Annotated in this window: 15 protein-coding genes; 4 read left to right on the top strand and 11 right to left on the bottom strand. The window is 66.1% G+C overall.

What is annotated here, in order from left to right; genetic code table 11:
* Positions 1–81: 81 nt before the first annotated feature.
* The 3 genes from EDF74_RS08260 (at position 82) to EDF74_RS08250 (ending at position 7,972) form a co-directional block, all read left to right on the top strand.
* Positions 82–2,439 carry a Tat pathway signal protein gene (locus EDF74_RS08260; protein WP_123729596.1) on the top strand — a complete coding sequence of 786 codons (2,358 nt, stop codon included), beginning with the start codon at positions 82–84 and terminating at the stop codon, positions 2,437–2,439.
* An 11-nt stretch (positions 2,440–2,450) separates the two neighbouring features.
* Positions 2,451–4,820, top strand: coding sequence for a glycoside hydrolase family 127 protein (locus EDF74_RS08255; RefSeq protein ID WP_123729595.1), 2,370 nt, complete (start codon positions 2,451–2,453; stop codon positions 4,818–4,820).
* Between the two features lie 245 nt (positions 4,821–5,065).
* Complete coding sequence (locus EDF74_RS08250; protein WP_123729594.1) at positions 5,066–7,972, top strand: TonB-dependent receptor; 2,907 nt, start codon at positions 5,066–5,068, stop codon at positions 7,970–7,972.
* 68 nt (positions 7,973–8,040) lie between these two features.
* Here the strand turns inward: EDF74_RS08250 and EDF74_RS08245 are convergent, their stop codons facing one another.
* The 4 genes from EDF74_RS08245 to EDF74_RS08230 all read right to left on the bottom strand — a co-directional run bounded on the left by EDF74_RS08245 (position 8,041) and on the right by EDF74_RS08230 (position 10,436).
* On the bottom strand, positions 8,041–8,211 hold the full coding sequence (locus EDF74_RS08245) for a CsbD family protein (protein WP_123729593.1): 171 nt from the start codon (positions 8,209–8,211) through the stop codon (positions 8,041–8,043).
* Positions 8,212–8,358: 147 nt separating this feature from the next.
* Entirely contained in the window at positions 8,359–9,102 is a 744-nt protein-coding gene (locus tag EDF74_RS08240; RefSeq protein ID WP_123729592.1) for an SOS response-associated peptidase, read from the bottom strand.
* A 39-nt stretch (positions 9,103–9,141) separates the two neighbouring features.
* The gene (locus tag EDF74_RS08235) at positions 9,142–9,402 is read right to left on the bottom strand and encodes a hypothetical protein (protein ID WP_123729591.1); all 261 of its coding nucleotides are present in this window, start codon (positions 9,400–9,402) and stop codon (positions 9,142–9,144) included.
* A 74-nt stretch (positions 9,403–9,476) separates the two neighbouring features.
* Positions 9,477–10,436, bottom strand: a complete 960-nt coding sequence (locus EDF74_RS08230) for a cation diffusion facilitator family transporter (RefSeq protein ID WP_123729590.1) — start codon at positions 10,434–10,436, stop codon at positions 9,477–9,479.
* 299 nt (positions 10,437–10,735) lie between these two features.
* Here EDF74_RS08230 and EDF74_RS08225 point away from each other — a divergent pair, with 299 nt between their 5' ends.
* A complete protein-coding gene (locus EDF74_RS08225; protein WP_123729768.1) occupies positions 10,736–13,615 on the top strand; it encodes a hybrid sensor histidine kinase/response regulator in 2,880 nt (959 codons plus the stop codon).
* Between the two features lie 15 nt (positions 13,616–13,630).
* On the opposite strand, the gene EDF74_RS08220 is transcribed toward EDF74_RS08225, so the two are convergent.
* The 7 genes from EDF74_RS08220 to EDF74_RS08190 form a co-directional block, all read right to left on the bottom strand.
* Positions 13,631–14,011 (bottom strand): response regulator, encoded by a 381-nt coding sequence (locus tag EDF74_RS08220; protein ID WP_184997138.1) that lies wholly within the window; start codon positions 14,009–14,011, stop codon positions 13,631–13,633.
* A gap of 146 nt (positions 14,012–14,157) precedes the next feature.
* Positions 14,158–16,542: a PAS domain-containing protein gene (locus EDF74_RS08215; protein WP_428999137.1), complete on the bottom strand. Its 2,385-nt coding sequence runs from the start codon at positions 16,540–16,542 to the stop codon at positions 14,158–14,160.
* A 31-nt stretch (positions 16,543–16,573) separates the two neighbouring features.
* The gene (locus tag EDF74_RS08210) at positions 16,574–17,047 is read right to left on the bottom strand and encodes a response regulator (RefSeq protein WP_123729587.1); all 474 of its coding nucleotides are present in this window, start codon (positions 17,045–17,047) and stop codon (positions 16,574–16,576) included.
* On the bottom strand, positions 17,044–19,281 hold the full coding sequence (locus EDF74_RS08205; RefSeq protein WP_123729586.1) for an ATP-binding protein: 2,238 nt from the start codon (positions 19,279–19,281) through the stop codon (positions 17,044–17,046). Before EDF74_RS08205 ends, EDF74_RS08210 begins: the two co-directional genes overlap by 4 nt.
* Before the next feature lie 173 nt (positions 19,282–19,454).
* Positions 19,455–22,013 (bottom strand): TonB-dependent receptor plug domain-containing protein, encoded by a 2,559-nt coding sequence (locus tag EDF74_RS08200; protein WP_123729585.1) that lies wholly within the window; start codon positions 22,011–22,013, stop codon positions 19,455–19,457.
* A 176-nt stretch (positions 22,014–22,189) separates the two neighbouring features.
* Positions 22,190–22,726, bottom strand: a complete 537-nt coding sequence (locus tag EDF74_RS08195) for a TlpA disulfide reductase family protein (protein WP_123729584.1) — start codon at positions 22,724–22,726, stop codon at positions 22,190–22,192.
* Complete coding sequence (locus EDF74_RS08190; RefSeq protein WP_123729583.1) at positions 22,723–23,724, bottom strand: cytochrome-c peroxidase; 1,002 nt, start codon at positions 23,722–23,724, stop codon at positions 22,723–22,725. The genes EDF74_RS08195 and EDF74_RS08190 overlap by 4 nt, the downstream gene beginning before the upstream one ends.

Below are 23,724 nucleotides of genomic sequence, written 5' to 3'. Positions count from 1 at the left end.
ATCGAAGGCAGGGGTGCGCGACAAGACGCCGGGACCTGCGCCGCGCAGCATGAAGGCTGGTCATCGCAAGGCACAGGCAACATGGATCGCAGACGTTTCCTGCGTCAGGGCATGGCGGCAACCGCTGCCGTCGGTTTTCTTCCTGCGTTGAGCAGCCGCGCTGCCGACGCGCGCGGTACGGTGTCGGCGCCCCTTGCCCGGCCCGTGCTGCAGCCTGCGGCATCGCTCGATCTCACCGGTTTCACCGCGCTGGCCAGCTTCCAGCACCGTGGCGTGGCGTGGACCGCGCATGAGGATCTGCGCACGCCACAGGGCGCGCTGGTCCTGGTCTGCGCGGACGGCCTGCTCGAGCTTGGCAAACGGACCGAGGAGGTGTGGGGCAGCGACACGCCCCCCTACCTCGGCATTCCGCTGGCGAAACTGGCAATGGCCGAGGCCGACCTGTTGGCCGACGCGCTGCTGCGCGATGGCGATCCGAGCGAACAGGCGGTGCGTGACGTTGCACCGCCTCCGGCTTCCCGGCTGGACCCCAAGGATCACAACGGTCGCCTGCCATGGACCACCTTCGTGGGCACGGTGCAGGCCAACGACACCATGCAGATCTACCCCGATGGGCGCAGCCGCACCTATCGCGCGCTGCAGTCTTTCCCGGCGCTTGCCGATGCAGACACCGTCGCGCACCGGGCCGAAGGCCTGCTCGGTGGCTGGATGCCGGCGGTGCACAAGGTGGTCCCTGCCGGGGAGGGGCGCTGGTACGACGTGCTGGTGTTCGCCGATGTGAACGCGCAGGACCGCTTCATCGTGCAGACCTGGCACCGCACGGTGCTGGTGGAGCAGGGCAAGGCGGTACGCACGGTGGTCGGCTACAGCTACCCCGATTTCCCGCCGCGTCGCACCGGGGCCAGCGTCGAGGATTTCTATCGCGGTGTGATCGACTTCGCCGCGAGCTGGCAGGCGCAGCTGGCCCAGGCCAGTACCGCGCAGCTGCCCGATGCCAGCTGGTCGGACCTGGCCCGGTTCGCGTTCGCGCGTGAGCTGGTGGTGCGCCCGGGCGGCGTGTACCCAAAGTACGGTGCGGTTGATCGGGATTACGTCGGCAACGAGTACGACGGCTTCCAGGACACGTTCACCAGCTCGCTGTACGCCAACCTGGAATGGGGGCGGTTCGACCAGGCCAGGGCAGTGCTGGACAACTACCTGAGCGAGTACACCCAGGCCGATGGGCTGGTGAACATGCGCGGGCCGGAAATCGGCCAGTTCGGGCTGACCCTGTCCCTGCTGGCGCGCTATCTGCGCTACACCGGCGATGCCGCGCTGCTGCGCAGGCACCAGGGCAAGATCGAGGCGACCGCTGCGCTGCTGGTGGAGCTGCATGATGTCAGCCTGGCGTTGCCACGCAGCGACCGCGGGCACGGGCTGATCCATGGCTGGAGCGAGTCCGATGCCTGTCTGTATCCCGATCCCACGTTGTGGTGGAAACCGTACTTCGGCAACAGTGCGCTGACCATCCGTGGGTGGGAAGATATCGCCGCCGTATGGCCGACCATCGCCGGCGCCCAAGGGGCCAGCCGCCAGTGGCGCCAGCACGCCCGGCAATTGCGCACGCGGCTGCTGCAGAGCATCCGCGCCGATATCCGCCATGACCTTCGACCCCCGTATCTCGGGCCGCTGCCGGGCACCACTGAAACCTTCCGCCAGGCGATGTCACAGGAGGACCCCAGCAAGAGCGAGCAGCTATGGTCGCATCGCGCTTACGCCGAGCTGCTGCAGGCCGATGTGTTGCCACCGGAGATTGCCCACCTGGTGATCGACTGCCTGCGCGGCCACGGTGGCACCACACTCGGCATCGTCTCCAATATCTGGAAACCGAGCCCGGAAGGGCGCGACATCCTCGGGTTCATCTCCTATGGGCATGCGCAGCAGCTGCTCCGCCTGGACCGGATCGAGGAGTACCTGTTGTTCCTGTATGCGCACCGTTACCAGGCGCATACCCGTGGCAGCTGGACGGCAGGCGAGGTGGCCGGCATCACCGGCGGGATGCCGCTGTTCTGCATGCCGGCGCAGATGACCGTGCCGCTGCTGCTGCGCTGGATGCTGGTGTTCGACCAGGACCAGGACCTGTATCTGGCCCGCGCGGTGCCGCGGGACTGGCTGGCGACCGGCAAGCCGATCGAACTGCAGGAGGCGCCGACCCCGTGGGGCAGAACCGGACTGCGCCTGCAGGCCGACACCGGGCAGCGCCGCATCGACGCCGCACTCACGCTGCCCGCCATGCGGCCCAATGCCATCTGGCTCACACTGCGCGCGCCGACCGGGACGCAGCTGCGTGAGGTGACGGTGGACGGACGACCGGCGAAGACGGCTGGGCCCCAGCACGACCGTGTGCAGATTCCGTTCGCTGCCGGTGCCACGGTCGTGGTGCAGGCCCACTACGACTGAGGACGCCGCCCATGCCCGCACTCCATCCTGACATCACGATTGATCCGTCGCGTCGCCGTTTCCTGCAATGGAGCGCGCTGGCCGCCGCCGCCGGCATGCTGCGCTTTCCGCTGGAGGTGGCAGCATCGGTCGCAGGCACGGTCACCGCGCTGCCATTGCAGGCGGTCCGGCTGACGCCATCGATCTTCCTGGACTCACTGCTGGTCAACCGCCGCTATCTGTTTGAACTGGAACCGGATCGGCTGCTGCACAACTTCCTTCAGTACGCGGGGCTGCCGCCGAAAGGCGACGTGTATGGTGGCTGGGAAGGCGACACCATCGCCGGGCACACGCTGGGCCATTACCTCAGCGCGCTGTCCAAACTGTATGCGCAGACCGGGGACGCCCAGGTCAAGCAACGCATCGAGTACATCGTGGCCGAGCTGGCGCGGGCCCAGGCGCAGGATCCGGATGGCTATGTCGGCGGGCTGACCCGCAAGACCGATGCGGGCGAGATCGTCGGCGGCAAGAGCGTGTTCGAGAGTGTGCGCGCCGGCGCGGTGAATGGCAGCAAGTTCAACATCAACGGCAGCTGGTCGCCGCTGTACACCGTGCACAAGCTGTTCGCCGGGCTGCTGGACGCCGATGCGCTGGCCGACACCCTCCAGGCACTGCAGGTGCTGGAGCCGTTGGCGGCGTACCTCGCCGGCGTGTTCGACGCGCTCGACCACGCGCAGATGCAGTCGCTGCTGGCCACCGAATTCGGCGGAATCAATGAATCCTACATCGAGCTTGGCGCGCGCACCGGCAATTCGCGCTGGATCGCGATCGGCAAGCGCCTCCGGCATGAAGGAATCGTCGATCAGGCCATTGCCGGCAAGGACGATCTTCCGCATCACCACGCCAATACCCAGGTGCCCAAGTTCATCGGCGAGGCACGTCAGTTCGAGGTCACCGGTGACGCAGACAGCGCTGCGGCGGCACGGTTCTTCTGGGAGACGGTCACCGGCCACTACAGCTACGTGATCGGCGGCAATGCCGACCGCGAGTACTTCCAGCAGCCTGACACCATCGCCGCCTTCCTCACCGAGCAGACCTGCGAGCACTGCAACAGCTACAACATGCTCAAGCTGACCCGGCATCTGTACCAGTGGACGCCACAGGCGCGCTACTTCGATTACTACGAACGCACGCTGCTCAACCACACCATGGCGGCGCAGCATCCCGAGACGGGCATGTTCACCTACATGACGCCGATGATCACCGGTGCCGAGCGGGGTTTCTCCGACGCGTTCGATTCCTTCTGGTGCTGTGTGGGCAGCGGCATGGAAGCGCACGCGCAGTTTGGTGACTCGATCTACTGGCATGACGGTCAGTCGCTGTACGTGAACCTCTACATCCCCTCGCAGCTGGACTGGAAGGAGGGCGGGTTGGCGCTGGAGCTGGACAGCGACGTTCCGCACACCGGCAACGTACGCGTGCAGGTGACCCGCGCTGACGAAAAAGCCCCCCGGCGTTTGATGCTGCGTATCCCGGCGTGGGCCGACGGACGGCATGCGCTGAAGCTCAATGGGCGGACCGTGTCGGCCACGCCGAAGGAGGGGTACATCGCGCTGGAACGGCGCTGGAAGGCCGGTGATGTGGTCGAATTGGCGCTGGACATGCCGCTGCGTCTGGAGCCCGCCGCTGGCGACCCGGACACGGTGGTGGTCATGCGCGGCCCACTGGCACTGGCCGCCGATCTGGGCCCGGCCGCAACGCCGTACGACGCGCTGGATCCTGCCCTGGTGGCGGACGTGTCTCCATTGTCCGGCTTTGTCGCGCTGCGCGAGCCCACCCGCTTTCTGGCCAGTACCACCCGCCCGCGGGCGCTGGAGTTTTCCCCGTTCTACGCCCAGCACGACCGTCGCAGCGCGCTGTACTTCAAGCGCATGGACCCGGCCCAGTGGGCGGAAGAAGCGCAGCGCCGGGATCGCGCCAAGGCCGAGCATGCTGAGCTTCAGGCCAGTGCGGTGGACATGATCCAGTTCGGCAACGAGGCCTCGGAGAAAGACCATCGCCTGACCAGCGACACCTCGTTCGCTGCGGCCTACCGGCGTCAGCAATGCCGCGATGTACGCGGCAAGGGATTCGTCACGTTCGTGATGAAGGGCAGTACACAGCCCTTGGTCCTGCGACTGCGCTTCTGGGGTAGCGACAAGGGCCGCTTCAACATCCTCGTCAATGGGGCGCTGGCGGTCGAGGTGGCGGTGGAGCGCGGGCAGGTGATCGACTTCGTCGACCGTGATTACCCGCTGCCGCATGCTCTGACCCGCACGGGCCAGCCGTTGACCTTCCGCGTCGAGCCCCAGCACGGTGACACCGCCGGACCGTTGTTCGGTGGCTGGCTCATGCCTGCATGAGGTGCGCCATGCCTTATTCCGCATCCAGACGCGATAAATGCGACAAGACGCCAGGTCCAGCCACCCGGCACATTGTGACCGTGAGATGAAAACGTTGTAGGCATCCAAACACCGTCTGCCCATGTGCGCCCTGGTGTGGAACGCCAGCTCGCAAGCCCCATCGAACCGATTTACTGGCGCATGCCGGTGCGGGGGACTGTTGCCCCTCGATACCGCTGGCCTGCACATGACCGAGGAACTCCGCCATGACGCCCCATCCGTCCCCCGCACCGCACGCGTTGTCGTTGTCCCGATCTTCCTTGGCAGCCCGCCGCCCACTCGCGACCGCGGTCGCTACCGTCGTGATGCTGGCGGCCGCTGTGCCGGTGCTTGCGCAGGACACGGCCGCCGCATCCGGCAGCGCACCTACGACCCTGGACAGCATCGTCGTCACCGGCTCGCGCCTGCGCCGCGTCGATACCGAAAGCGCCAATCCGGTGGTGACCGTCACCCAGCAGCAGATTGCCGCCACCGGCAAGGCAACGGTCGGCGATCTGCTGCAGGAACTGCCATCCATTGCAGGCAACTCGACCAATCCCAACACCAACAACGGCGGCGGTACCGGCGCCTCGACCATCTCGCTGCGCGGGCTGGGTGACAAGCGCACGCTCGTGCTGGTCAATGGCGTGCGCCTTGCCTACAACGACGTCAATGCGATCCCGGCCACCATGATCGAGCGCATCGAGGTGCTCAGCGACGGAGCATCGGCGGTGTATGGCTCAGACGCCATCGGTGGCGTGGTCAACTTCATCCTGCGCGACACCTTCGAGGGCGCACAGTTCACCGCGGATTTCGGCACCAGTGGTGAACGTGACGGCAATCGCCGCAATTTCTCGCTCACCGGTGGCAAGGCCTGGGATCGCGGCAGCATCGTGGCTGGCGTGTCGTATCACAACCTGGACGCGGTTTCCGCGCTGAATCGGGACTATTCCAAGGATGCTCTGTACTTGAGCAACGGCGTGGCAGTCAAACAGGGTTCGTCCGCGACACCCACCGGGTCGATCAACTTCAACGACGGCTCGGCCGCATCACGTGCGCTGGCGGCGAGCAACGGCTGTTCGCGGGTGACGTTGAACGGGGGTGTGTCCGGCGCGACGGACCCGGGCGACTTCCACTGCTACACCGCCGCCAACGACTCGTACAACTATCAGCCCTACAACCTGCTGCAGACGCCCCAGGAGCGCACCAACGCCTTCGCGCTGGGCACGTTCCGGTTCACCGACAACGTCGAGGGCTACCTCAACACCTGGTTCAGCAAAACCGAATCGGCCTCGGTGATTGCCCCGATCCCGATCTTCGCCAACGGCGACAACTTCCTGGTATCCGCGCAGAGCTACTACAACCCGTTCGGGGTCAATTTCGGCACCGATCGCACCACTGGCACGTCCTACAACGATCTCAATACGCGGGCCACGGTGCTTGGCAATCGCCGTTACGAGTACAAAACCGAGAACGTCCAGATCAGCCCCGGACTTCGCGGTGGCTTTGGTGACAGCTCCTGGCGGTGGGACGTCAATCTGAACTATGGCCGGGTCAAGCAGACCTCGACCAACTACGGCTTCCTGGACTACGCCGCCTTCAACCGGGCGGTCGGTCCATCCTTCCTGGACGGCGATGGCACCGTCAAGTGCGGCAGCGCCGGCAGCGTCATCGCCGGTTGCACGCCGCTCAACATCTTCAACATCAACGACCCATCCAGTCTGGGCACCCTGCAGGCCATGGTGGTCAACCCGGTGGCGACCAGTGTGTATACGGTCAAGCAGTTCGAAGCCAATGCCAACGGGGATCTGTTCGAGCTGCCGGCCGGCACGGTGGGATTGGCCGCCGGTGTGTCGTATCGCAAGGAAACCAGCACCAGCAAGGCCGACGCGCTGTGGACGGGTGACGAGAACGGCTTGTGCGGCGTGATCGAGTTCTGCGCCTCGCAGTTGAGCGGGAGTTTCGACGTCAAAGAAGCGTATGCCGAAGCGTTGTTCCCGCTGCTGAAGGATCTGCCGGGCGTGCAGTCGCTCAACCTCAGCCTGGGCACGCGCTTCTCCGATTACAGCTCCGTGGGCAGCAAAACCAACAGCAAGGTATCCATCGAGTACCGACCCATCCAGGACCTGCTGCTGCGTGGCACGGTCTCGCAGGTGTTCCGTGCGCCGAACATCAATGAGCTGTATTCGGGCGTGGTGGGCGATGCCCCGACGGTCAACGATCCGTGCAATGGCTACACCGGTGGCAACGACGTGGCCTGCGCCAACGTGCCCACCAACGGCAGCTATCACCAGGCCGATGGCCAGATTTCGGGCAAGGCCTCCGGTGCCGAGGTGGCGGGCTACCAGCTCAAGCCGGAAACCGGCAAGTCGTATGACGTGGGCTTCGTTTACGATCCGCGCTGGCTGGAGGGGCTGTCGATCAGTGCCGACTGGTGGCGGATCGATCTGGAGGACACCATCACCGGTGTATCGGCGCAGACGGTGCTGAACCAGTGTTATGCCAACCCGGCCAGCGCGTTCTGCGCGCTGATCCATCGCAATGGCAACGGCACCATCAACTATGTGGCCGAACCGACCGTCAATCTGGGCACGCTGGCGACCCGCGGGGTGGACTTCAACACGACCTATCGGTTGCCTGTCACCCGCTGGGGCACGTTCTCGGCAGGGCTGAACGGCACCTACCTGGAGCGTTACGACGTGCTGCCTGATACCACCGACCCCAGCACGGTGACCATCCGCAATGGCGGCATGTACACCTATGCGTATGGCAACTTCCCGCGCTGGCGTGCGCTGGGGACGTTGAACTGGGCGCAGGGCGACTGGAGTGCTGCCTGGCGGGCACGTTACGTCGGCAAGACCCGGATCGGCAGCAGCGACCTGGATCAGGGCCTGTCGGCCGATACCGCTGAGGCCGGCGTGGTCCGCCGGATCGGGTCGTTCGTGTACCACAACGTGCAGGTCGGCTACACCGTGGCACCGTGGCATACGAGCATCGAACTGGGCGTGGACAACCTGACCAACAAGCAGGCACCGCTGTACTACGCCAACAATGGCGGCAACGGCAATACAGACGTCGCCACCTACGATGTGCTCGGCCGGTTCTACTGGGCCCGCATGTCGGTGAAGTTCTAAGCAGGGGAGTTGATTTCCTGCCTGCCGCTCTCTGCCCTGAACGGGTCAGAGAGCCGCGGGGTCAAGCATCAACGGCGCGCGTCGTCGCGCGCCTTGCCCACGTCGCTTTGGACTTCGCCAACGCCCTTCTGGATCTTGCCTTCCACTTCTTTCGTCTTGTTGCCGGTGACCTTGCCGACGACTTCCTTTACGGTGCCCTTGACCTGGTTCTTGGCGCCTTCAGTGCGATTCTTGTCCATGGTTGACTCCACAATTGGTGAGAGAGAGGGCCCGTGTTGCCGGGCATGTCCACCCTGACGCGAGCGCAGTGGCGCGAAGGTGAAATCCGCCGCGGGCGCGGAATCTGTTCAAGCACGGGCAAGGTTGATGCTCACGTGCGCTGCACGTCATTCATCCGCATCGCGCTCATCCCACCCATCGCCATCCCATTGCTGGGGTTCAGCGATGGATGCGGCGGCATCCGGATCGACCGGCTCCAACAGGGTGTAATCGTCACGCGAAGGATCACGGAACGCGCGGCTGACCGGATAGGCCTCCAGCGCCGGTGTGGATGTGCGGGCACGCAACGCCGCAGGCGTCTTGAAGGCGCCACTCAGCCAATCCAGTGCGGTGGCTGGCGCGATGAATATCGGTCCGTCCGGTGTGAGTGGGGAGGGGATCGCGCTGTTCGGTCCGGTCAACACCGTAAAGCTGTCCAGTTGCTGGCCATCTTCGTTTTCCCAGTGTTCCCACAGCCCTGCGGCGAGCAGGGCACGCCCGTCCTTGCGCTGCACGAACAGCGGCCAGGGGGGCCGGCGCTCACGGTCCCATTTGTAATAGCCGGTCATGGGCAGCACGCAGGGGCGCTGCGCCCACGCCTGCGCGTAGATCCTGCTTCGCGGCGCGCGATCAAGGCGCGCGGTGACGGTTGTGTACGGGGTGGCGGGTTCCTTCGACCAGCGCGGCACCAGTCCCCACATCATGTCCGCCACGACGATCGTCCCATCGTGGTCACGGGCGATCAGCGCGGCGACGCCGCCTTTGGCGATGTTGTAGTGGTCCGGCGCGGTGACCAGGGCGCGTGCCAGCGACTCGGGAAGTCCGTCAGGAAGCGACTCCGTGTCAGCAATGGCTTGTGCAAAACGACGCATGGCGTTGTCTCATGGCCCCGGCTTTCGGGGCCGCTTCGCTCAGAGCAGCGCGACGCTGGAGGTCTGCGGCGCCATGTCGTTGCGGGCATCCAGCCGTGCGTGGCTGATGGCCTGGTGCGAGCCACACTGGTGGCAGCGGAACAGTGCGCCGCCGGGCAGGTGGATCAGACTGGCATCTGCCGAGGAGGTGGTGCCGCAGGGGCCACATTCGACGGTCAGCGCGATGATGCGTTCGACCGCGCCTGTGTAGGAGTAGGCGGCCTCGAAGGCATGGACAACGAAGGGACGTGCGTGGGGCATCGTTGGTCCTGAGGGAGTGGGGTGGAGTGAGCATCCACCGGCGGGTGTGATGGCGTCGTGCTGGCCCTTTCCGATCAGGGTGCGGACTGAGGATCGCCCAGCGCCGCCTTGCGTGCCTGGAACACCTCCGGCGTCTGCGGCTTGACGAACAGTGCCACCAGTTCCGGATACTCCGCTTTCACTGCCTTTTCGATACGCGTGATACACGCCTCGATCTGCGGCGTCGTGCGGTCGTCCTCGAACTCCGCGCTCAGCATCGCGACGACCTGGTCCGGCCCCATCTGCATCGTGGTCACCCCGTTGGCCCGGCGCAGGTCCGCATCGTGGGTGGCCACGGCGAGGATGCGCTTGGCCACGCTGGGATGCGCAGGCTCACCCACCAACAGGCCCTTGGTTTCGCGGGCCAGCAGGAAGGCGGTGACGGCCAGCACGCCGGCAATGCACAGCGAGGCCACACCATCCAGGATCGGCATCTCGAGCAACTGTGCGGCCAGCAGGCCGATCAGGGCAAAGCCCAGCCCGAGCAGGGCGGCGCTGTCTTCCAGCAACACCGTGAAGGTGGACGGGTCCTTGCTGCGGCGGAAGGCCTCGAAGTAGCCCATCGCGCCCTTGGTGGCGCGGAATTCCCGCAGTGCGATCCACCAGGAGGCGCCCTCGAACACGAGCGAGACGCCGAGCACGATGTAGCTGATCAGGTGGTTGGTGGCCGGCTCCGGGTTACGGATGTGCTGGATGCCTTCGTAGGCCGAGACCCCGGCACCGGCGGCGAACACCAGCAGCGCGACGATGAAGCTCCAGAAGTACAGCTCACGCCCATAGCCGAACGGGTGGGTGGTATCGGGCTTCTGCTCGGCCCGGCGCAGGCCGTACAACAGCAGCAGTTCGTTGATGGTGTCCACCAGCGAGTGAACGCCCTCGCTGAGCATCGCCGAGCTGCCCGAGATGCCGGCGGCGATGAATTTGGCGATGGCGATGGCCAGGTTGCCGGCGAGCGCGGCGTAGATGACGAGACGGGAGCCGGTAGGCTTGGCCATGACGGAGGCGCAGGGGAGGGAGAAGCGCATCATCCGCAACCTGTTGTCCGGGCGGCGTGCAGGCCATCGGCGGCCCGGAAACACGCCAGGATTCCACCGGCCCTCACCTTGACGCAGAATTGCAGGCGGTGGCGTAAATTGCTTTCCCGTTCTGGTGAGCCAGCCGTTGGCCGCTGCCTTCCCCCCGCGCTCTGCAATGCCTTCAGTTCAAGGTCTGGTGCCCCGATGACGTTCGTCTGTCCATTCTCTCCCGCGCCCGCGCGCGGTGTGCGCGCTCCGGTGGTGCTGTGGTGGTGCGCGTGAGCGGACCGCCGGGGCGCTTCCCGGGCAGTACCGGGGGGGTGGCCGAGCAGGTCCGGGTGTTGGATTGGCAGGCCACGCCGGTGGGCGCGATCGAGACCTGGCCCGGGGCGCTGCGCAACGCCATCAACCTGATCCTGGCCTCGCCCGAGAGCATGTATGTGGTCTGGGGCGAGGATCTGACGTTTTTCTTCAACGATGCCTACAGCCCGATTCTGGGCCCCCGCCTGGAGGGTGCGCTGGGTGCCCCGCTGAAGCAGCTCTGGGCCGATGCGTGGGATGCGGTGCGGACTCCGATCGAGGCGGCATTTGCCGGCAATGCGTCGCGCTACGAAAACCTGCCCATTGCCATGAGCCGCCGTGGTGAACCGGAAGACACCTGGTGGACCTTCTCATTCTCGCCCATCTATCTCGATGACGGCAGCGTTGGCGGGGCGTTCTGTGTCACCAACGAGGTGACCAATATCGTTGTGGCCCAGCAACGCCTGGCCCGTGAGAACGAGCGGCTCATCGCGCTGTTCGACAAATCGCCGATGTTCATGGCATTCCTGAGCGGCCCTGAGCATCGGGTGGAGCTGGCCAATCCCGGTTACGAGCGGCTGGTCGGCAATCGGCACGTGCTTGGCAAGTCGATCCGTGACGCGCTGCCGGAGATCGTCGAGCAGGGCTTCCTGCCGCTGCTGGACGAGGTGTATCGCACCGGCAAGCCCTACATCGGCAACGAGGTGGTGTACGACGCCCCATACCCGTCCGACCCTTCATCGGCAAGGCGGATGCTGGATATCGTGTTCCAGCCCGTGGCCGGGGAGGATGGCACCACGGCGGGCGTGTTCGTGCAGGGCCTGGATGTCACCTCCCACATCGAGCTGCAGCGCTCGATGCGTCGGGTCGAGGCCCGCAACCGCCAGATCATCGACAGTGCGAAGGACTACGCGATCGTGGCCTCCGATCTGGAGGGCAGGGTGACGTTGTGGAACGCCGGTGCCGAGCACATTTTCGGCTGGACGGAAGCGGAGATGCTGGGCCAGAGCGTCGAGGTGATCTACACCGCCGAGGACATCCAGGCCGAACGGCTGCGACACAACCGCGCGGTCTCGATCGCATCCGGCGGGGTCAGTGGTGAACGCTGGTTGATGCGCAGGTCCGGCGAGCGCTTCTGGGCCAATGGCGCGATGACCGTGCTTCGCGGCGAAGACGGGGCGGTGCTGGGCTTCGTCAAGGTCCTGGGCGATCGCACCGAAGAGCAGCGGGCGAGCGCGGCGCTGGTGCATAGCGAGCGTCGCCTTGGCGCGCTGGTGAGTGCATCCTCGCAGTCGTTGTATGCGGTGAGCGCGGACTGGCGCGAGATGCGGCAGATCCTGCCCACGGGCGCGGAACCCTCCAGCGAAGGCTTCCCGACGATCACCGATTGGCGCGAAAAGTACGTGCATCCCGACGATCTGCTGCTGCTGGAGCAGGCCATCGCGCGCGCGATGGAGCATCGTCAGCCGCTGGCGCTGGAACACCGGACCCTGCTGGCCGATGGCAGCGTGCGCTGGGTGCAGATGCGGGCGGTCCCGCTGCTGGACAGCACGGGGGTCATCACCGAGTGGTTCGGCACGGCGGCGGATGTGACCGAGCGGCGCCAGGCCGAAGACCAGCTGCGTGAGCTGACCCAGACTCTGGAAGAGCGCGTGCAGGCCCGCAGCGCTGAGCTGCAGGTGGCCGAGGAGCGCCTGCGGCAGAGCCAGAAGATGGAAGCGGTCGGCCAGTTGACCGGCGGTCTGGCGCATGACTTCAACAATCTGCTGACCGCCATCTCGGTGGGCCTGGAACTGCTGGAGTTGCGCATCGATCAGCAGCGCTATGACGATGTCGGCCGCTATCTGGAGATGGCACAGTCCAGCGCTGCCCGCGCCACCGCGCTCACCCAGCGGCTGCTGGCCTTCTCGCGCCGGCAGACGCTGGCGCCGACGCCGGTGGTGGCCGATGCGATGGTGCGCGGGATGCTCGACATCATCTCGCGCACGCTGGGGCCGTCGATCGCGATCTCCACGCACTTGGACTCCGATCCCTGGGCCGTGCTGGTCGATGTGCCGCAGATGGAGAATGCGCTGCTGAATCTGTGCATCAATGCACGCGATGCAATGCCCGACGGTGGCCCGCTGATCATCAGCGCCGCGAACGTCACCTTGCAGGGGCAGGCGGCTGCGCTTCTGGATACGCCGCCTGGCGACTACATCCGCCTTGCGGTCAAAGACGCCGGCACCGGGATGGACGCGGCGGTCATCGAAAAGGTGTTCGAGCCGTTCTTCACGACCAAGCCGATCGGCCAGGGTACGGGGCTGGGGTTGTCGATGATCTATGGGTTCACCCGGCAATCCGGCGGGCAGGTGCGGATCGATTCCCAGCTCGGCCACGGCACGACGGTGGAGCTCTATCTGCCACGATTCATCGGCGAAGCGGCCGGCGAGGCGGCGGAAGACACCGTGCGGGACGTGCCGGCGGCATCGGCACCGAGCGTCGGCACGATTCTGGTGGTCGAAGACGAGGAGGCGATCCGTGCGCTGCTTACCGAGGTGCTGGGCGGGGCCGGTTATCGGGTGCTGCAGGCACCGGAGGGGGGGCAGGCGATCGATACCCTGCGGTCGGAGGAGACCATCGATCTGCTGATCACCGATGTCGGGCTGACCGGTGGACTCAACGGTCGCCAGGTCGCCGACGCAGGACGTCAGGTCCGTCCGGGCTTGCCGGTGTTGTTCATCACCGGCTATGCCGCCTCCGCTGCCGTAGGTGCAGGTCAGCTGGACGAGGGCATGGAAGTGCTCACCAAGCCCTTCACCACCACCGAGCTGGAGCGCAGGGCACGCGCGCTGCTGTCTGCCAGCGGCACTCGCTGAACGCGCTCCGGGCGTCTACACCAGCGCCCGGACGGTGCTGAGCAACTGACGGAGCGTGAACGGCTTGCGCAGCAGTTTGATGCCGCAGGCCAGAAAGTCGGGGCGGGCACCTGCCTGTCCGGCGTAGCCGGTGACCAGCAGGATCGGCATGGCCGGGTGGAGCGTGGTGGCGAGCGTGGCCAGATCGCGGCCATCCATACCGGGGAGCCCGACATCGGAGACCAGCAGGTCGAACGGTCCTTCGCGTTTCAGGCAGCCCAACGCTGTCTCGGCGTCAGCAACATCCAGGACATCGAAACCGTCCTCGCTGAGGATGTCCTTGGTCATCTCCCGGATGGGCGCATCGTCTTCGACCAGAAGCACGCGGCATCGCGGGTGGTCTGTCACAACGGTCATTGCGGTGGCTCGCCCTCATGGCATGCAGGTAACTGCGTAGCGCTCCACCTTAGCGCCCGCGCATGTTAGCCCGCCGTGCAACGCACGGGAGGCCCGCGTCATGAAGGGTAGAGAGCTGCCGCCGCAGGCAGCTCTCTACGCACCGTTCAATTCAATGCGCTGCCGGCGTGGGCGGGGCTGTCCTCGCGGAGGGCGCCAAGAATCGAGCGTGCCAGGTCCGTGCGCGTGAACGGCTTGGGCAGGATGGCGATGTTGCGTCCGACGGCGCCACTGGCCTCGATATCGCGCGGATAGCCGGAGGTGAACAGGACGCGCAGGTCCGGCTGCTGGACGAGCGCCTGCTTGGCAAGCGCCCAGCCGGACATGCCGGGCATGACGATATCGGAGAACAGCAGATCCACGTTGGCCTCGTTGCGTTCGAGCAGGCGCAGCGCCGAAGGCCCATCGTGCGCCTCCAGTACGCGGTAGCCCAGCTGACGCAGGGTTTCCACGGTATAGGCGCGGACGTCGTCGTTGTCCTCGGCTACCAGAACGGTGGTTTCGTCCTGCGCCTCGTAGGCGTTCAATGCCTGGTCATCGGCGAGCCGGACGCTGGGCAGCGCGGTGGCCGAGCGCGGGAACAGCAGCGTGATCGTGGTGCCGACGCCCTCGGTCGAATCCAGCAGGACATGCCCACCGGACTGCTTGGCGAACCCATAGACCATCGACAGCCCCAGCCCGGTGCCGCGGCCGACTTCCTTGGTGGTGAAGAACGGCTCGAACACCCGTGTCATCACGTCGGCCGACATGCCTTGCCCGGAGTCACGGACCCGGACCATCGCGTATTGTCCGGACGGTACGTCCGGGTGCTGCGCGGTGTAATCCTCATCCAGATGGATGTTGTCCACTTCGATGGTGAGGCGGCCGCCTTCGGGCATCGCATCGCGTGCGTTGACCGCCAGGTTGAGAATGGAGGCCTCCAGCTGGCTCGGGTCGATCTCCACGCACCAGATATCCGGGCTGTACACCATCTCGATCTGCACCAGCTCGCCCAACGAGCGCTGCAGCATGTCCTGCATGCCGCGCAGCTGCACGTTGAGGTCCACTGGCATGCTCTTCAGCGGTTGGCGACGTGAGAACGCCAGCAGCCGCTGGGTGACATTCGCCGCGCGCATGACGCCCTTCATCGCATTGTCCAGGGCGCGCGAGGAGTTGCCGGCTGAATCGCCCAGGCGGTCGGTCAGCATCTTGGCGTATTCGACGTTGCCGGCGATGACGGTCAGGATGTTGTTGAAGTCATGTGCGATGCCACCGGTCAGCTGGCCCACCGCCTCGATCTTCTGGCTCTGTCGCAGCGCCTCTTCGGCCTGGCGCCGGGCCGTGGTTTCCACCGCTTCAGACACCACGGCGGTGATCTGTCCGTTGTGATCGAGCAATGGCCGGAAGGAAAACTCGAAGGCACGTTTGCCGGTCGGCAGGCGCAGCTCCAGTTCATGCCGGGAGGCCGTACCGGCTGCGGCCTGATCGACCGCCGCACAGACCACCTGCGGCACGCCGGGTGTATCGGCAAACCAGGCGGATTCGCAGTAGATGGCATCACGTACGTCGTCCTTGTCTGCCAGGATGGCTGCCAACGACGCGGAATTGGTGTCGATGATGCGTCCGTCCAGGCTCAGCAGATTCTGGTGCTGGAAGCTGGATTCGAACAGCGCCTTGAGCCGGCTCTCGCTGCGATGCAGCTCGGCAGTGCGCTCACCCACCTGGCGCTCGAGCGATGCATTGCTGGCGGTCAGCAGCGACTGCGCCAGTTTGAGCTCGCTGATATCGCGCGCCATGGCGTAATACCCCAGGACCGACCCATCCGGCGCCAGCTCGGGGACGCAGTCGATCTGGGCGTGGCGTGGCTCGCCGATGCTGCGACGGGACAGCATTTCGAAGCTGACTTTCTCCCCGCCCAGCACGCGCTCCAGGTGACGCTGCACCTCGGCGAAGCCCTCCTCGCCGATGACTTCGCGGGTGTGCTTGCCGACCAGGCTGTCCGGCGTCAGGCCGTGCCATTCGACATAGGCATTGTTGGCAAAGCGGAAGCGGTGGTCGTGACCGAAGTAGGCGATCAGGGCCGGCAGCGAGTCGGTGATGAGCTTCAGCCGCTGATGGCTGTCGTGCAGTTCGGCCTCGACGCTCAGCAGGCGCCGACGTTCGTCAGCCTCGTGGATGGCCCGCACGACCGCATCGGGCAGACGCTGCAGGCGCGACTTGACCACATAGTCGCGGGCACCGCGCTTGAGTGCTTCGACGGCAAGCTCTTCGCTGAGCGTGCCGGACACGAAAATGAACGGAATCTCAGGGGCCAGCTCGCTGGCCAGGGCGAGGGCAGCATCGCCGTCGAACCCGGGCAGGACGTGGTCGGCCAGGATCACATCGAAGCCCCCGGCGCCCAGTGCCTGGACCAGGCCGTCATGGGACCAGGTGCGCTCGAACGTGAAGGGCAGGCCAGCACGTCGCAGCTGCGCCGTGATCAGCTCGGCATCCAGCGCGCTGTCTTCGACCATCAGAATCCTGATGGCCTTTCCTGTGGCAGCTTCAGCCATCGTGTCTACTCTTCCCGCCGAACAATGTGCCGTGTGGTGGCGGCTGGTTGGTGATGCCCCAGAACATGCCCAGCCCCTGGATGGCCTCGAGGAACTCCTTGAAGTCCACCGGCTTGACCACGAAGGCGTTAACGCCCAGCTCGTAGCTTCGGACTAGATCCTGCTCCTCACGCGATGAGGTCAGCATCACCACCGGGGTGCTGCTCAGGGCGCGGTCGCTGCGGATTTCCTTGAGCACTTCCAGGCCATTGAGCTTGGGCAGTTTCAGATCCAGAAGAACCACCACGGGGCCGCCATGCATCGCGCCTTCGTAGGGACCCTGGCAGCGGAGATACTCCAGCGCTTCCACGCCGTCGCGCACATGGGTCACGTCGTTGAGCAGCTGGCAGCGCGCAAGCGCCGCCATCGTCAGCTCAGCGTCTTTCGGGTTGTCTTCTACGAGCAGGATCGGTCGCAGATCTCTCATAGGTGGTCTCCAGTAACAAAGGGGATGGTGAAAAAGAACGTGGCGCCGGCGCCGACCTGGCCGTCGGCCCAGGTCCGGCCGCCATGGCGGGTGATGATGCGGTGCACGTTGGCCAGGCCGATGCCGGTGCCTTCGTACTCATCGACGTGATGCAGCCGCTGGAACACGCCGAACAGCTTGTCCACATAGCGCATGTCGAAGCCGCAGCCATTGTCTTTCACGAAAAAGATGTCTTCCGTGTCGTTGCGGTCGTGCCCGATCTCGATGCGCGGGTCGGAGGTGTCGCGGGTGAACTTGATCGCATTGGACAGCAGGTTCTGCCACACCAGCCGCAGCATGCCGGGGTCGGCCTGTACCTTGGGCAGCGCACCGATCTGCCAATCGATGGCACGCCCGGTGTACTCCATGTCCAGCTTGTGGCGCACATCATCGACCAGGGCCGACATGTCCATCGCAATCTGGCCCATCGTGGAGCGGCCCATCTGCGAGAAGCTGAGCAGGTCATCCACCAGCGTTCCTGCCGATTTTGCCGACTCCACGATGGTGTCGAGGAATCTCTTTTCTGAATCGTTCAATCGCTCGCCGGCCGAGGACCACAGCAGCTCGGAGTAACCGACGATGTGGCGGAACGGCGCCCGCAGGTCGTGGCTGACCGAATAGGAGAAGGCTTCAAGCTCCTTGTTGCTGCGGAGCAGCTGCTCATTGAGCGCGGCCATTTCCTCGGCCTTGCGCAGCACGATGTCCACGATGGCCGTGCGCAGCTCGAGCGATGCGTCGCGATCCACGTCGTTCCACGGCAGGGACTGTCTGCGCACGGTCTGCTTCCAGCCCTCGAAGGAGGTCCGGGGCGACAACGGCTGATCGCTCTCTTCCTTGCGCGGATCACCGCCCCAGCGGACGGTCCGGACCACTTCGGGCCGGAACCAGATCACGAAGCTGTCATGGATCTGCGAGATGGAGATGGCCAGCACGCCGCTGGCCACACCGGCGAAGGCCTCGGCCTCCTTCCAGTCCAGTGGCAGGGTGTCGGTGCAGAAAATGTCGCCGTCCATCTGCTGTGCGGTCAACCACTGCACCAGTTGCATGACCTGCTGCTGGCTGGGGCACTCACCGTGCAGTATGCACTCGCCGCGGTGGACGATCGCCGCACCCGTCGACTGGGTCAGTGCAAGCAGGCTGCGCTGGTCGCGGCCCAGTGCGGCCATGAAGTCGGTGTCACCGGCCATGCGGCCCATCAGCCGCACCTGGATGGCACGGCGCGCGATGCGCTCTTCGACCAGGACCGCGCGCTGTTTCACTGAAATCTGCAGCGACAGAATCTGGCCAATGAACTCGCAGGCCGTGCGGACGTGGTACGGCACGCGGCGCGCGACCTGGTTGTGGCAGGAGATCAGGCCCCACAGTTCGCCTTCGGACACGACCGAGACCGACATCGACGCACCGGTGCCCATGTTGCGCATGTACTGCAGGTGCACCGGGGAGACACTGCGCAGCATGGCCGGACCGAGGTCGGTGGGCGGTGCATCGGCGATGGCGGGCACACGCACCAGCGGCACGGGGGTGTAATGGCTGTCGGCGATCAGCCGGACCCGGTTCTGCCGGTACAGCTCGCGCGCCTGGGCGGGGATGTCCGATTCGGGGAAGCGCAGGTCGAGGTAGGAGGGCAGCACCGTGTTGCGGTCTTCGGCCACCACGGCGCCGTTCCAGTCCGGATCGAACTGGTAGATCATCGTGCGGTCGAAGCCGGTCAGCTCGCGGATATGCGCGGCAGCGAGTTCGCACAACGCCTGGGTCGTCGGCGCCTGCTCGATGGCGGCCATGAAGCGGCGGATCGAGGGATAGAGGTCTTCCAGCGAGCCCGGTTCGCCGGCGACCGGTGCCTCGAGCTCCACGATGATGTCCCTGCCGATCCGGTGCGCCACCGTGTGGTGGTTGCCCGCGCGCCCCACCGGGTGCGCGCCGAGGAACTGCGATGCACCGTCCTGGAGGGTATCGATCACCGGCCTGCACCGGGAGAGGACTCCGCCCAGCACCGCATCCAGCGGCTGGCCCAGCGGGTCGCCCAGCTGCTCCAGCAGCTCGGGCCGGGCGACCGCACGGGCATTGACCGTCAATGTGGCCTGATCAAGGACCAGGACCAGTCCGTATGGCTGGATCGCCCCCGGGGTACGAATCGGCTCACGCGCGCAGCTGGACAGATCCAAGGCGCTTGCGCCGGAATTCCTCGAGGACATTCATTGACTCCTGCTGTTTTCAGTGCTGAAACCGCCCGAATGGCACGGCATCGCCTGAAAGGCAGGAGCACACCGTCCACTGCGACCCGGTGTTGCCACAGTTCCTTTATTTTTGCATAGGAACGGGTGCTGATTTGTGAGGATGCGACGGAGTTCCTTGCGCTGCGCGCAGGTCACTCCCAGCGATAGCGCACCGTTGCCGACCACAGCCCGCCCGAGCCATCGATCGGGCCACCATTGGCGTAGCGGTAGTATTCGTTCGCCGCGAGCAGCGGCTCGGGCAGTTTCGTGACCTTGCGGTCAAAGACATTGTTGGCGTTCAGGGCAATCTCCCACCCCCCTGCCAGGGTGGCGCCGAGTTCCAGGTCCGTGATCCAGAGCCCACCGATGTCATAGGCGATCTCGGCCTGCCCGGCATAGGGACCGCTGGTGGTCACCGTGGCGGGGGAACCGTAGCGTTGGATGTCGCCATAGCGGCTCTGGCGGAGGCCGACACGGTAGCGCCCCAGGTTCCAGTCCAGGCCCAGCACCTGCCGTGACTTCGGCGCCTTGTAGAGCAGGTCGTTCTGCGAGCCGGTGCTGAACACCGGCACGTTGAAGGCCGCCAGCACCGCCGGCGTCGGCGCCAGGCCGGTGATCGTCGCGCGCGTGTGGCTGCTGGCCAGCGTCCAGCGCAGGCTCCCGCCGCGGCCAAGATCCCACCGGCCTTCCAGAGTGGCCTCCACGCCCTCGGTGCGGGTGTCGGCAGCGTTGATGAAGTAGCGCACGCCATCCTGGGCGCCCAGGCCCACCGAGGTGACCAGCGCACCCGAGCCCGGGTACAGCCCCTCGCGGAAGGTGGTGGACAGCGCGATGCGGTCGTCCACATCGATGCGGTAGGCGTCAACGGTCAACGAAGCACCCTGCCATGGCTCGGCCACGATGCCCAGGCTGAGGCTGCGGGAGGTTTCCGGACGGAGCGGTTGCGCGCCCAGGGCGATGGCCTGGGGCGAGCCGGCCTGCAGGATATGGTCGGTGTAGAAATTGCCATTGGAGGTGTTGCGATAGGCCTGCGCCGCCAGCGACGGCGCCTGGAACCCGTTGCTGATCGTGCCGCGCAGGGCGAGCCTGGGGTGCAGCGCGAAACGGGTGGAGAGGCGACCGGTGGTTTCGCTGCCGAAATCCGAATAGCGCTCATGGCGGCCAGCCAGATCGATGCGCCAGCGCGCGCCCAGATCGGCGGCGACCCCGACGTAGACTGCGCCGCTGTTGCGGCTGACGTCCACCCCATCCTCCGGTCGGTAGCCCGGCAGTGCCTGCGATCCCCCCAGTCCGATGCCCAGCACCGTGCCGACATACGGTCCATCCAGCACCCGCTGCCCGCCATGGGTGTAGGACTGCACATCGCCGGCGCCGATCCGGTAGCGCTCGTCGCGGTACTCCGCGCCCGCGCTGAATTCCAGCGGGGCGGACAACCATGCCGTCTGCAACTGACGGCGCAGGTCCAGGTTGTGGGTCCACGCGCTGTAGCGCAGGTCGCCGATGTAGAAATCGGTCTGGCTGTCCAGCCCGTAGGTCGGGTTGATGCTGTTGTGGAGGTTGATGTCCATCGCATCGCGCCCGTAGCCGCTGCTGAGGTCCCAATCCCACTGGCCGAGTTGCCCGCGCAGGCCGAGCGTCAGCGCGCCATCGTTCTCATCGATGTGCTCGGTAGGGGCGAAGCCATCCGGATCGATGGCACGCACGACTTCGTTGCGCAGTGGTTGGCGAAAGTTCTGCGGCGCCCATGCATCGCGCTGGGCGAGGGTCAACAGCCCGTAGGCGTCGACTGTCGCCGCAAGTGGGATGCTGGCATTGGCGGTGGCGGTCTTGGTGCGGAACGCGCGGATGCCGCGGTTGCGCCAGGCGTTGTTGTCGCGGGTGGCTTCGCGCGGATCCGGCGTGGCGCCGGCGGGCAGCGTCGGGTTGCTGGCCTGGTTGCCACCGGGCCGGATCGCCGTACCGGCCGCGTTGCGGGGGAAGTAGTACAGGAACGTGTCGCGCGCGGGGCTGGTGTAGTCGGTGGCGTGCTGGTCGTCCAGCTGGGCGGCCAGATGCAGGTAGCCGCCATCGCCGATGCCGAACCCCGCATCGGCCTGGACCACGCGCGAACGGCCATCGCCGGCGAAGTAGGTGCCATCGCGGTAAGAGACGTCGCCGCCACGCGGGGCCTTGTTGGTGACGATGTTGATCACGCCGGCGATCGCATCCGACCCGTAGATGGCCGAAGCGCCATCACGCAGCACCTCGATGCGTTCGATTGCGCCGGTGGGGATCAAGGCCAGATCGGCCGGGGCAGCGCCACCAAAGCCGCCCGCGCCCAGCAGTGCAGTAGCGTGGCGGCGCTTGCCATCCACCAGCACCAGCACGTGGCTGGAATTCAACCCGCGCAGCTGCCCGGCGCGGACCATGCTGTTCAGATCGCCGGTTTCCAGGGGCAGGTTGAAACTCGGCACCGTGGTGTTGAGCACATCCAGCAGGCTGGTCGCGTTGGCGGCGCGGATATCCTCGGCCGACAGCACATCGATCGGCGCGGCACTTTCACGCACGGTGCGACCCTGCGCACGGGTGCCGGTCACGGTGACGGTATCCAGGGTGGCGGTGTTGACGCTGGTGGCAGCGTCCACCTCGGGTGCGCCGTGGGCGGTGAGGGGCAGCGACAGTGCCGACAGGACGGCGACAACCAACGGCAGGCGATGGTGCGTGGACAGCATGGAGGATCCCCCGGGGAATGGTGGGCCGCTGCGGCAGCGATTGCGGCGGACAGATGGACACAGGTGCAGACATGCACACCGGCAGTCGGCGTTGAAACGGCCGGGTCAGCAGGTGTGTTGGCGCGACTGGCGTGGACAACAGCGTTGCCCCGTAGCGGCAAGGCGCACGGTGCCGATCACGGCGCCCCGCCTGCGGCAGCGGCCCAGCGGGCGAGATCGGCCGGATGCAACGCGCCGTTGTGAACCTGAAGCACCTTGCCGCGCGCATCGATCAGGACCGAGAACGGCAGTGTGCCGATGCGGTTCCCGAAGGCGGCCGCGGTGCCGGGCGGGCCGTCGCCCTCCACCAGCTGCGGGTAGGTGAGTTGAAGCTGGTCGCGCAAGGCCGTGGCGGCATCGATGTCGTCCAGGGCGATGCCGACCACGTGCACGCCGTCAGGCAGGGGCGTCTGCGCCTGCGAGAAGCGCTGCAGATCGGGCAGTTCCTTCAGGCACGGCCCGCACCAGCTGGCCCAGTAGTTGAGCAGCACCGGGCGGCCGCGCCATTGCGCCAGCGTCGCAGGGCGGCCGTCCAGATCCGTCCACTGCAGGGCAGGCGCCGCCTGGCCGGCGGGCGGGGCGGTGGTCAGCGGTGCGGCGCGGGAGGCGTTCGGCAGGGCGACGGACAGCGCGATGGTCAGCACGATGGCGAAACGGACGTGGGGCAGGGTCATGGCGGGGAGGCCGTCGAGGAGGTCGTGCGGGCCGCGAAGCGGTCGTCGGTGAGGGTGTGCAGGAACTGCTCGATGTCATCGATCTCCGCTTCGGTCAGGTGCAGCGGGTCGCGCAGCTGCGCATCGCGGCCGATCGAATCGGGGATCACCTTGCCGGGATCGTCGTAGTAGACGATCACCTCGCGCAGGGTGCTGAACATCCCGTTGTGCATGTAGGGGGCGGTCAGCGCGACGTTGCGAAGCCCGGGCACCTTGAATTCGCCTTTCTGCGCCGAATCGCCGGTGATGCCGCCGCGACCCTCGTCGTTGAACTGGCGGCCGTTGTAGATGCCGATGTTCTTGAAGCGGTCCGAGGTGAAGTCCTCGCCGGCATGGCAGCTCACGCACTGCGCCTTGGTGATGAACAGCAGGCGGCCACGCTTGGCGGCGTCGCTGATCGCGTCTTCCTGGCCCAGGGCGTAGCGGTCGTAAGGACTGTCCACGGTATTGAGGGTCTTCTGGTAGGCCGCCAGGGCACGGCCCAGGGTGCGCGGGCTCGGCGGCGCGTTGTAGGTGTCCTGAAAGCGCGCCACCCAGGTCGCATCTGCAAGCAGACGGGCGACGGCGTCATCCACCGGCAGGTCCATTTCCAGCGGGTTGGCGATCGGGCCCAATGCCTGTTCTTCCAGGGTTTCGCTGCGGCCATCCCAAAAGAACCGGGTCCGGCCGGCGCTGTTCATGACGCTGGGGGTATTGCGGGTGCCTGCGCGGCCTTCCACGCCCAGGCTGACGGCGCGGTCATCGGCGAAGGCGCGCGCAGGCTGATGGCAGCTCGCACACGAGACGGTGCGATCACGCGACAGGATGGGATCGAAAAACAGCTGCCGGCCGAGCTGGGCGCGTGGGTTGTCACTCAGGTCGCCGTCATAGGTTGGCGCATCGGCGGAGAACACCGGCACCAGCACGGCGACACCGATCAGGGTGGTCAGCAGGGCGAGGGAGCGGGCAGGACGGCGCAT

It is taken from the genome of Stenotrophomonas rhizophila (assembly GCF_003751305.1).
In the GTDB taxonomy this organism is placed as follows: Bacteria; Pseudomonadota; Gammaproteobacteria; order Xanthomonadales; family Xanthomonadaceae; genus Stenotrophomonas; species Stenotrophomonas rhizophila_B.
This window is presented reverse-complemented; position numbering and strand designations above follow the sequence as displayed.

What these genes read in the sequence shown, in the direction of transcription:
- EDF74_RS08260 (WP_123729596.1), top strand. Translation starts at nt 82, where the DNA reads ATGGATCGCAGACGTTTCCTGCGTCAGGGCATGGCGGCAACCGCTGCC.
- EDF74_RS08255 (WP_123729595.1), top strand. Translation starts at nt 2,451, where the DNA reads ATGCCCGCACTCCATCCTGACATCACGATTGATCCGTCGCGTCGCCGT.
- EDF74_RS08250 (WP_123729594.1), top strand. Translation starts at nt 5,066, where the DNA reads ATGACGCCCCATCCGTCCCCCGCACCGCACGCGTTGTCGTTGTCCCGA.
- EDF74_RS08245 (WP_123729593.1), bottom strand. Translation starts at nt 8,211, where the DNA reads ATGGACAAGAATCGCACTGAAGGCGCCAAGAACCAGGTCAAGGGCACC.
- EDF74_RS08240 (WP_123729592.1), bottom strand. Translation starts at nt 9,102, where the DNA reads ATGCGTCGTTTTGCACAAGCCATTGCTGACACGGAGTCGCTTCCTGAC.
- EDF74_RS08235 (WP_123729591.1), bottom strand. Translation starts at nt 9,402, where the DNA reads ATGCCCCACGCACGTCCCTTCGTTGTCCATGCCTTCGAGGCCGCCTAC.
- EDF74_RS08230 (WP_123729590.1), bottom strand. Translation starts at nt 10,436, where the DNA reads ATGGCCAAGCCTACCGGCTCCCGTCTCGTCATCTACGCCGCGCTCGCC.
- EDF74_RS08220 (WP_184997138.1), bottom strand. Translation starts at nt 14,011, where the DNA reads ATGACCGTTGTGACAGACCACCCGCGATGCCGCGTGCTTCTGGTCGAA.
- EDF74_RS08215 (WP_428999137.1), bottom strand. Translation starts at nt 16,542, where the DNA reads ATGGTCGAAGACAGCGCGCTGGATGCCGAGCTGATCACGGCGCAGCTG.
- EDF74_RS08210 (WP_123729587.1), bottom strand. Translation starts at nt 17,047, where the DNA reads ATGAGAGATCTGCGACCGATCCTGCTCGTAGAAGACAACCCGAAAGAC.
- EDF74_RS08205 (WP_123729586.1), bottom strand. Translation starts at nt 19,281, where the DNA reads ATGTCCTCGAGGAATTCCGGCGCAAGCGCCTTGGATCTGTCCAGCTGC.
- EDF74_RS08200 (WP_123729585.1), bottom strand. Translation starts at nt 22,013, where the DNA reads ATGCTGTCCACGCACCATCGCCTGCCGTTGGTTGTCGCCGTCCTGTCG.
- EDF74_RS08195 (WP_123729584.1), bottom strand. Translation starts at nt 22,726, where the DNA reads ATGACCCTGCCCCACGTCCGTTTCGCCATCGTGCTGACCATCGCGCTG.
- EDF74_RS08190 (WP_123729583.1), bottom strand. Translation starts at nt 23,724, where the DNA reads ATGCGCCGTCCTGCCCGCTCCCTCGCCCTGCTGACCACCCTGATCGGT.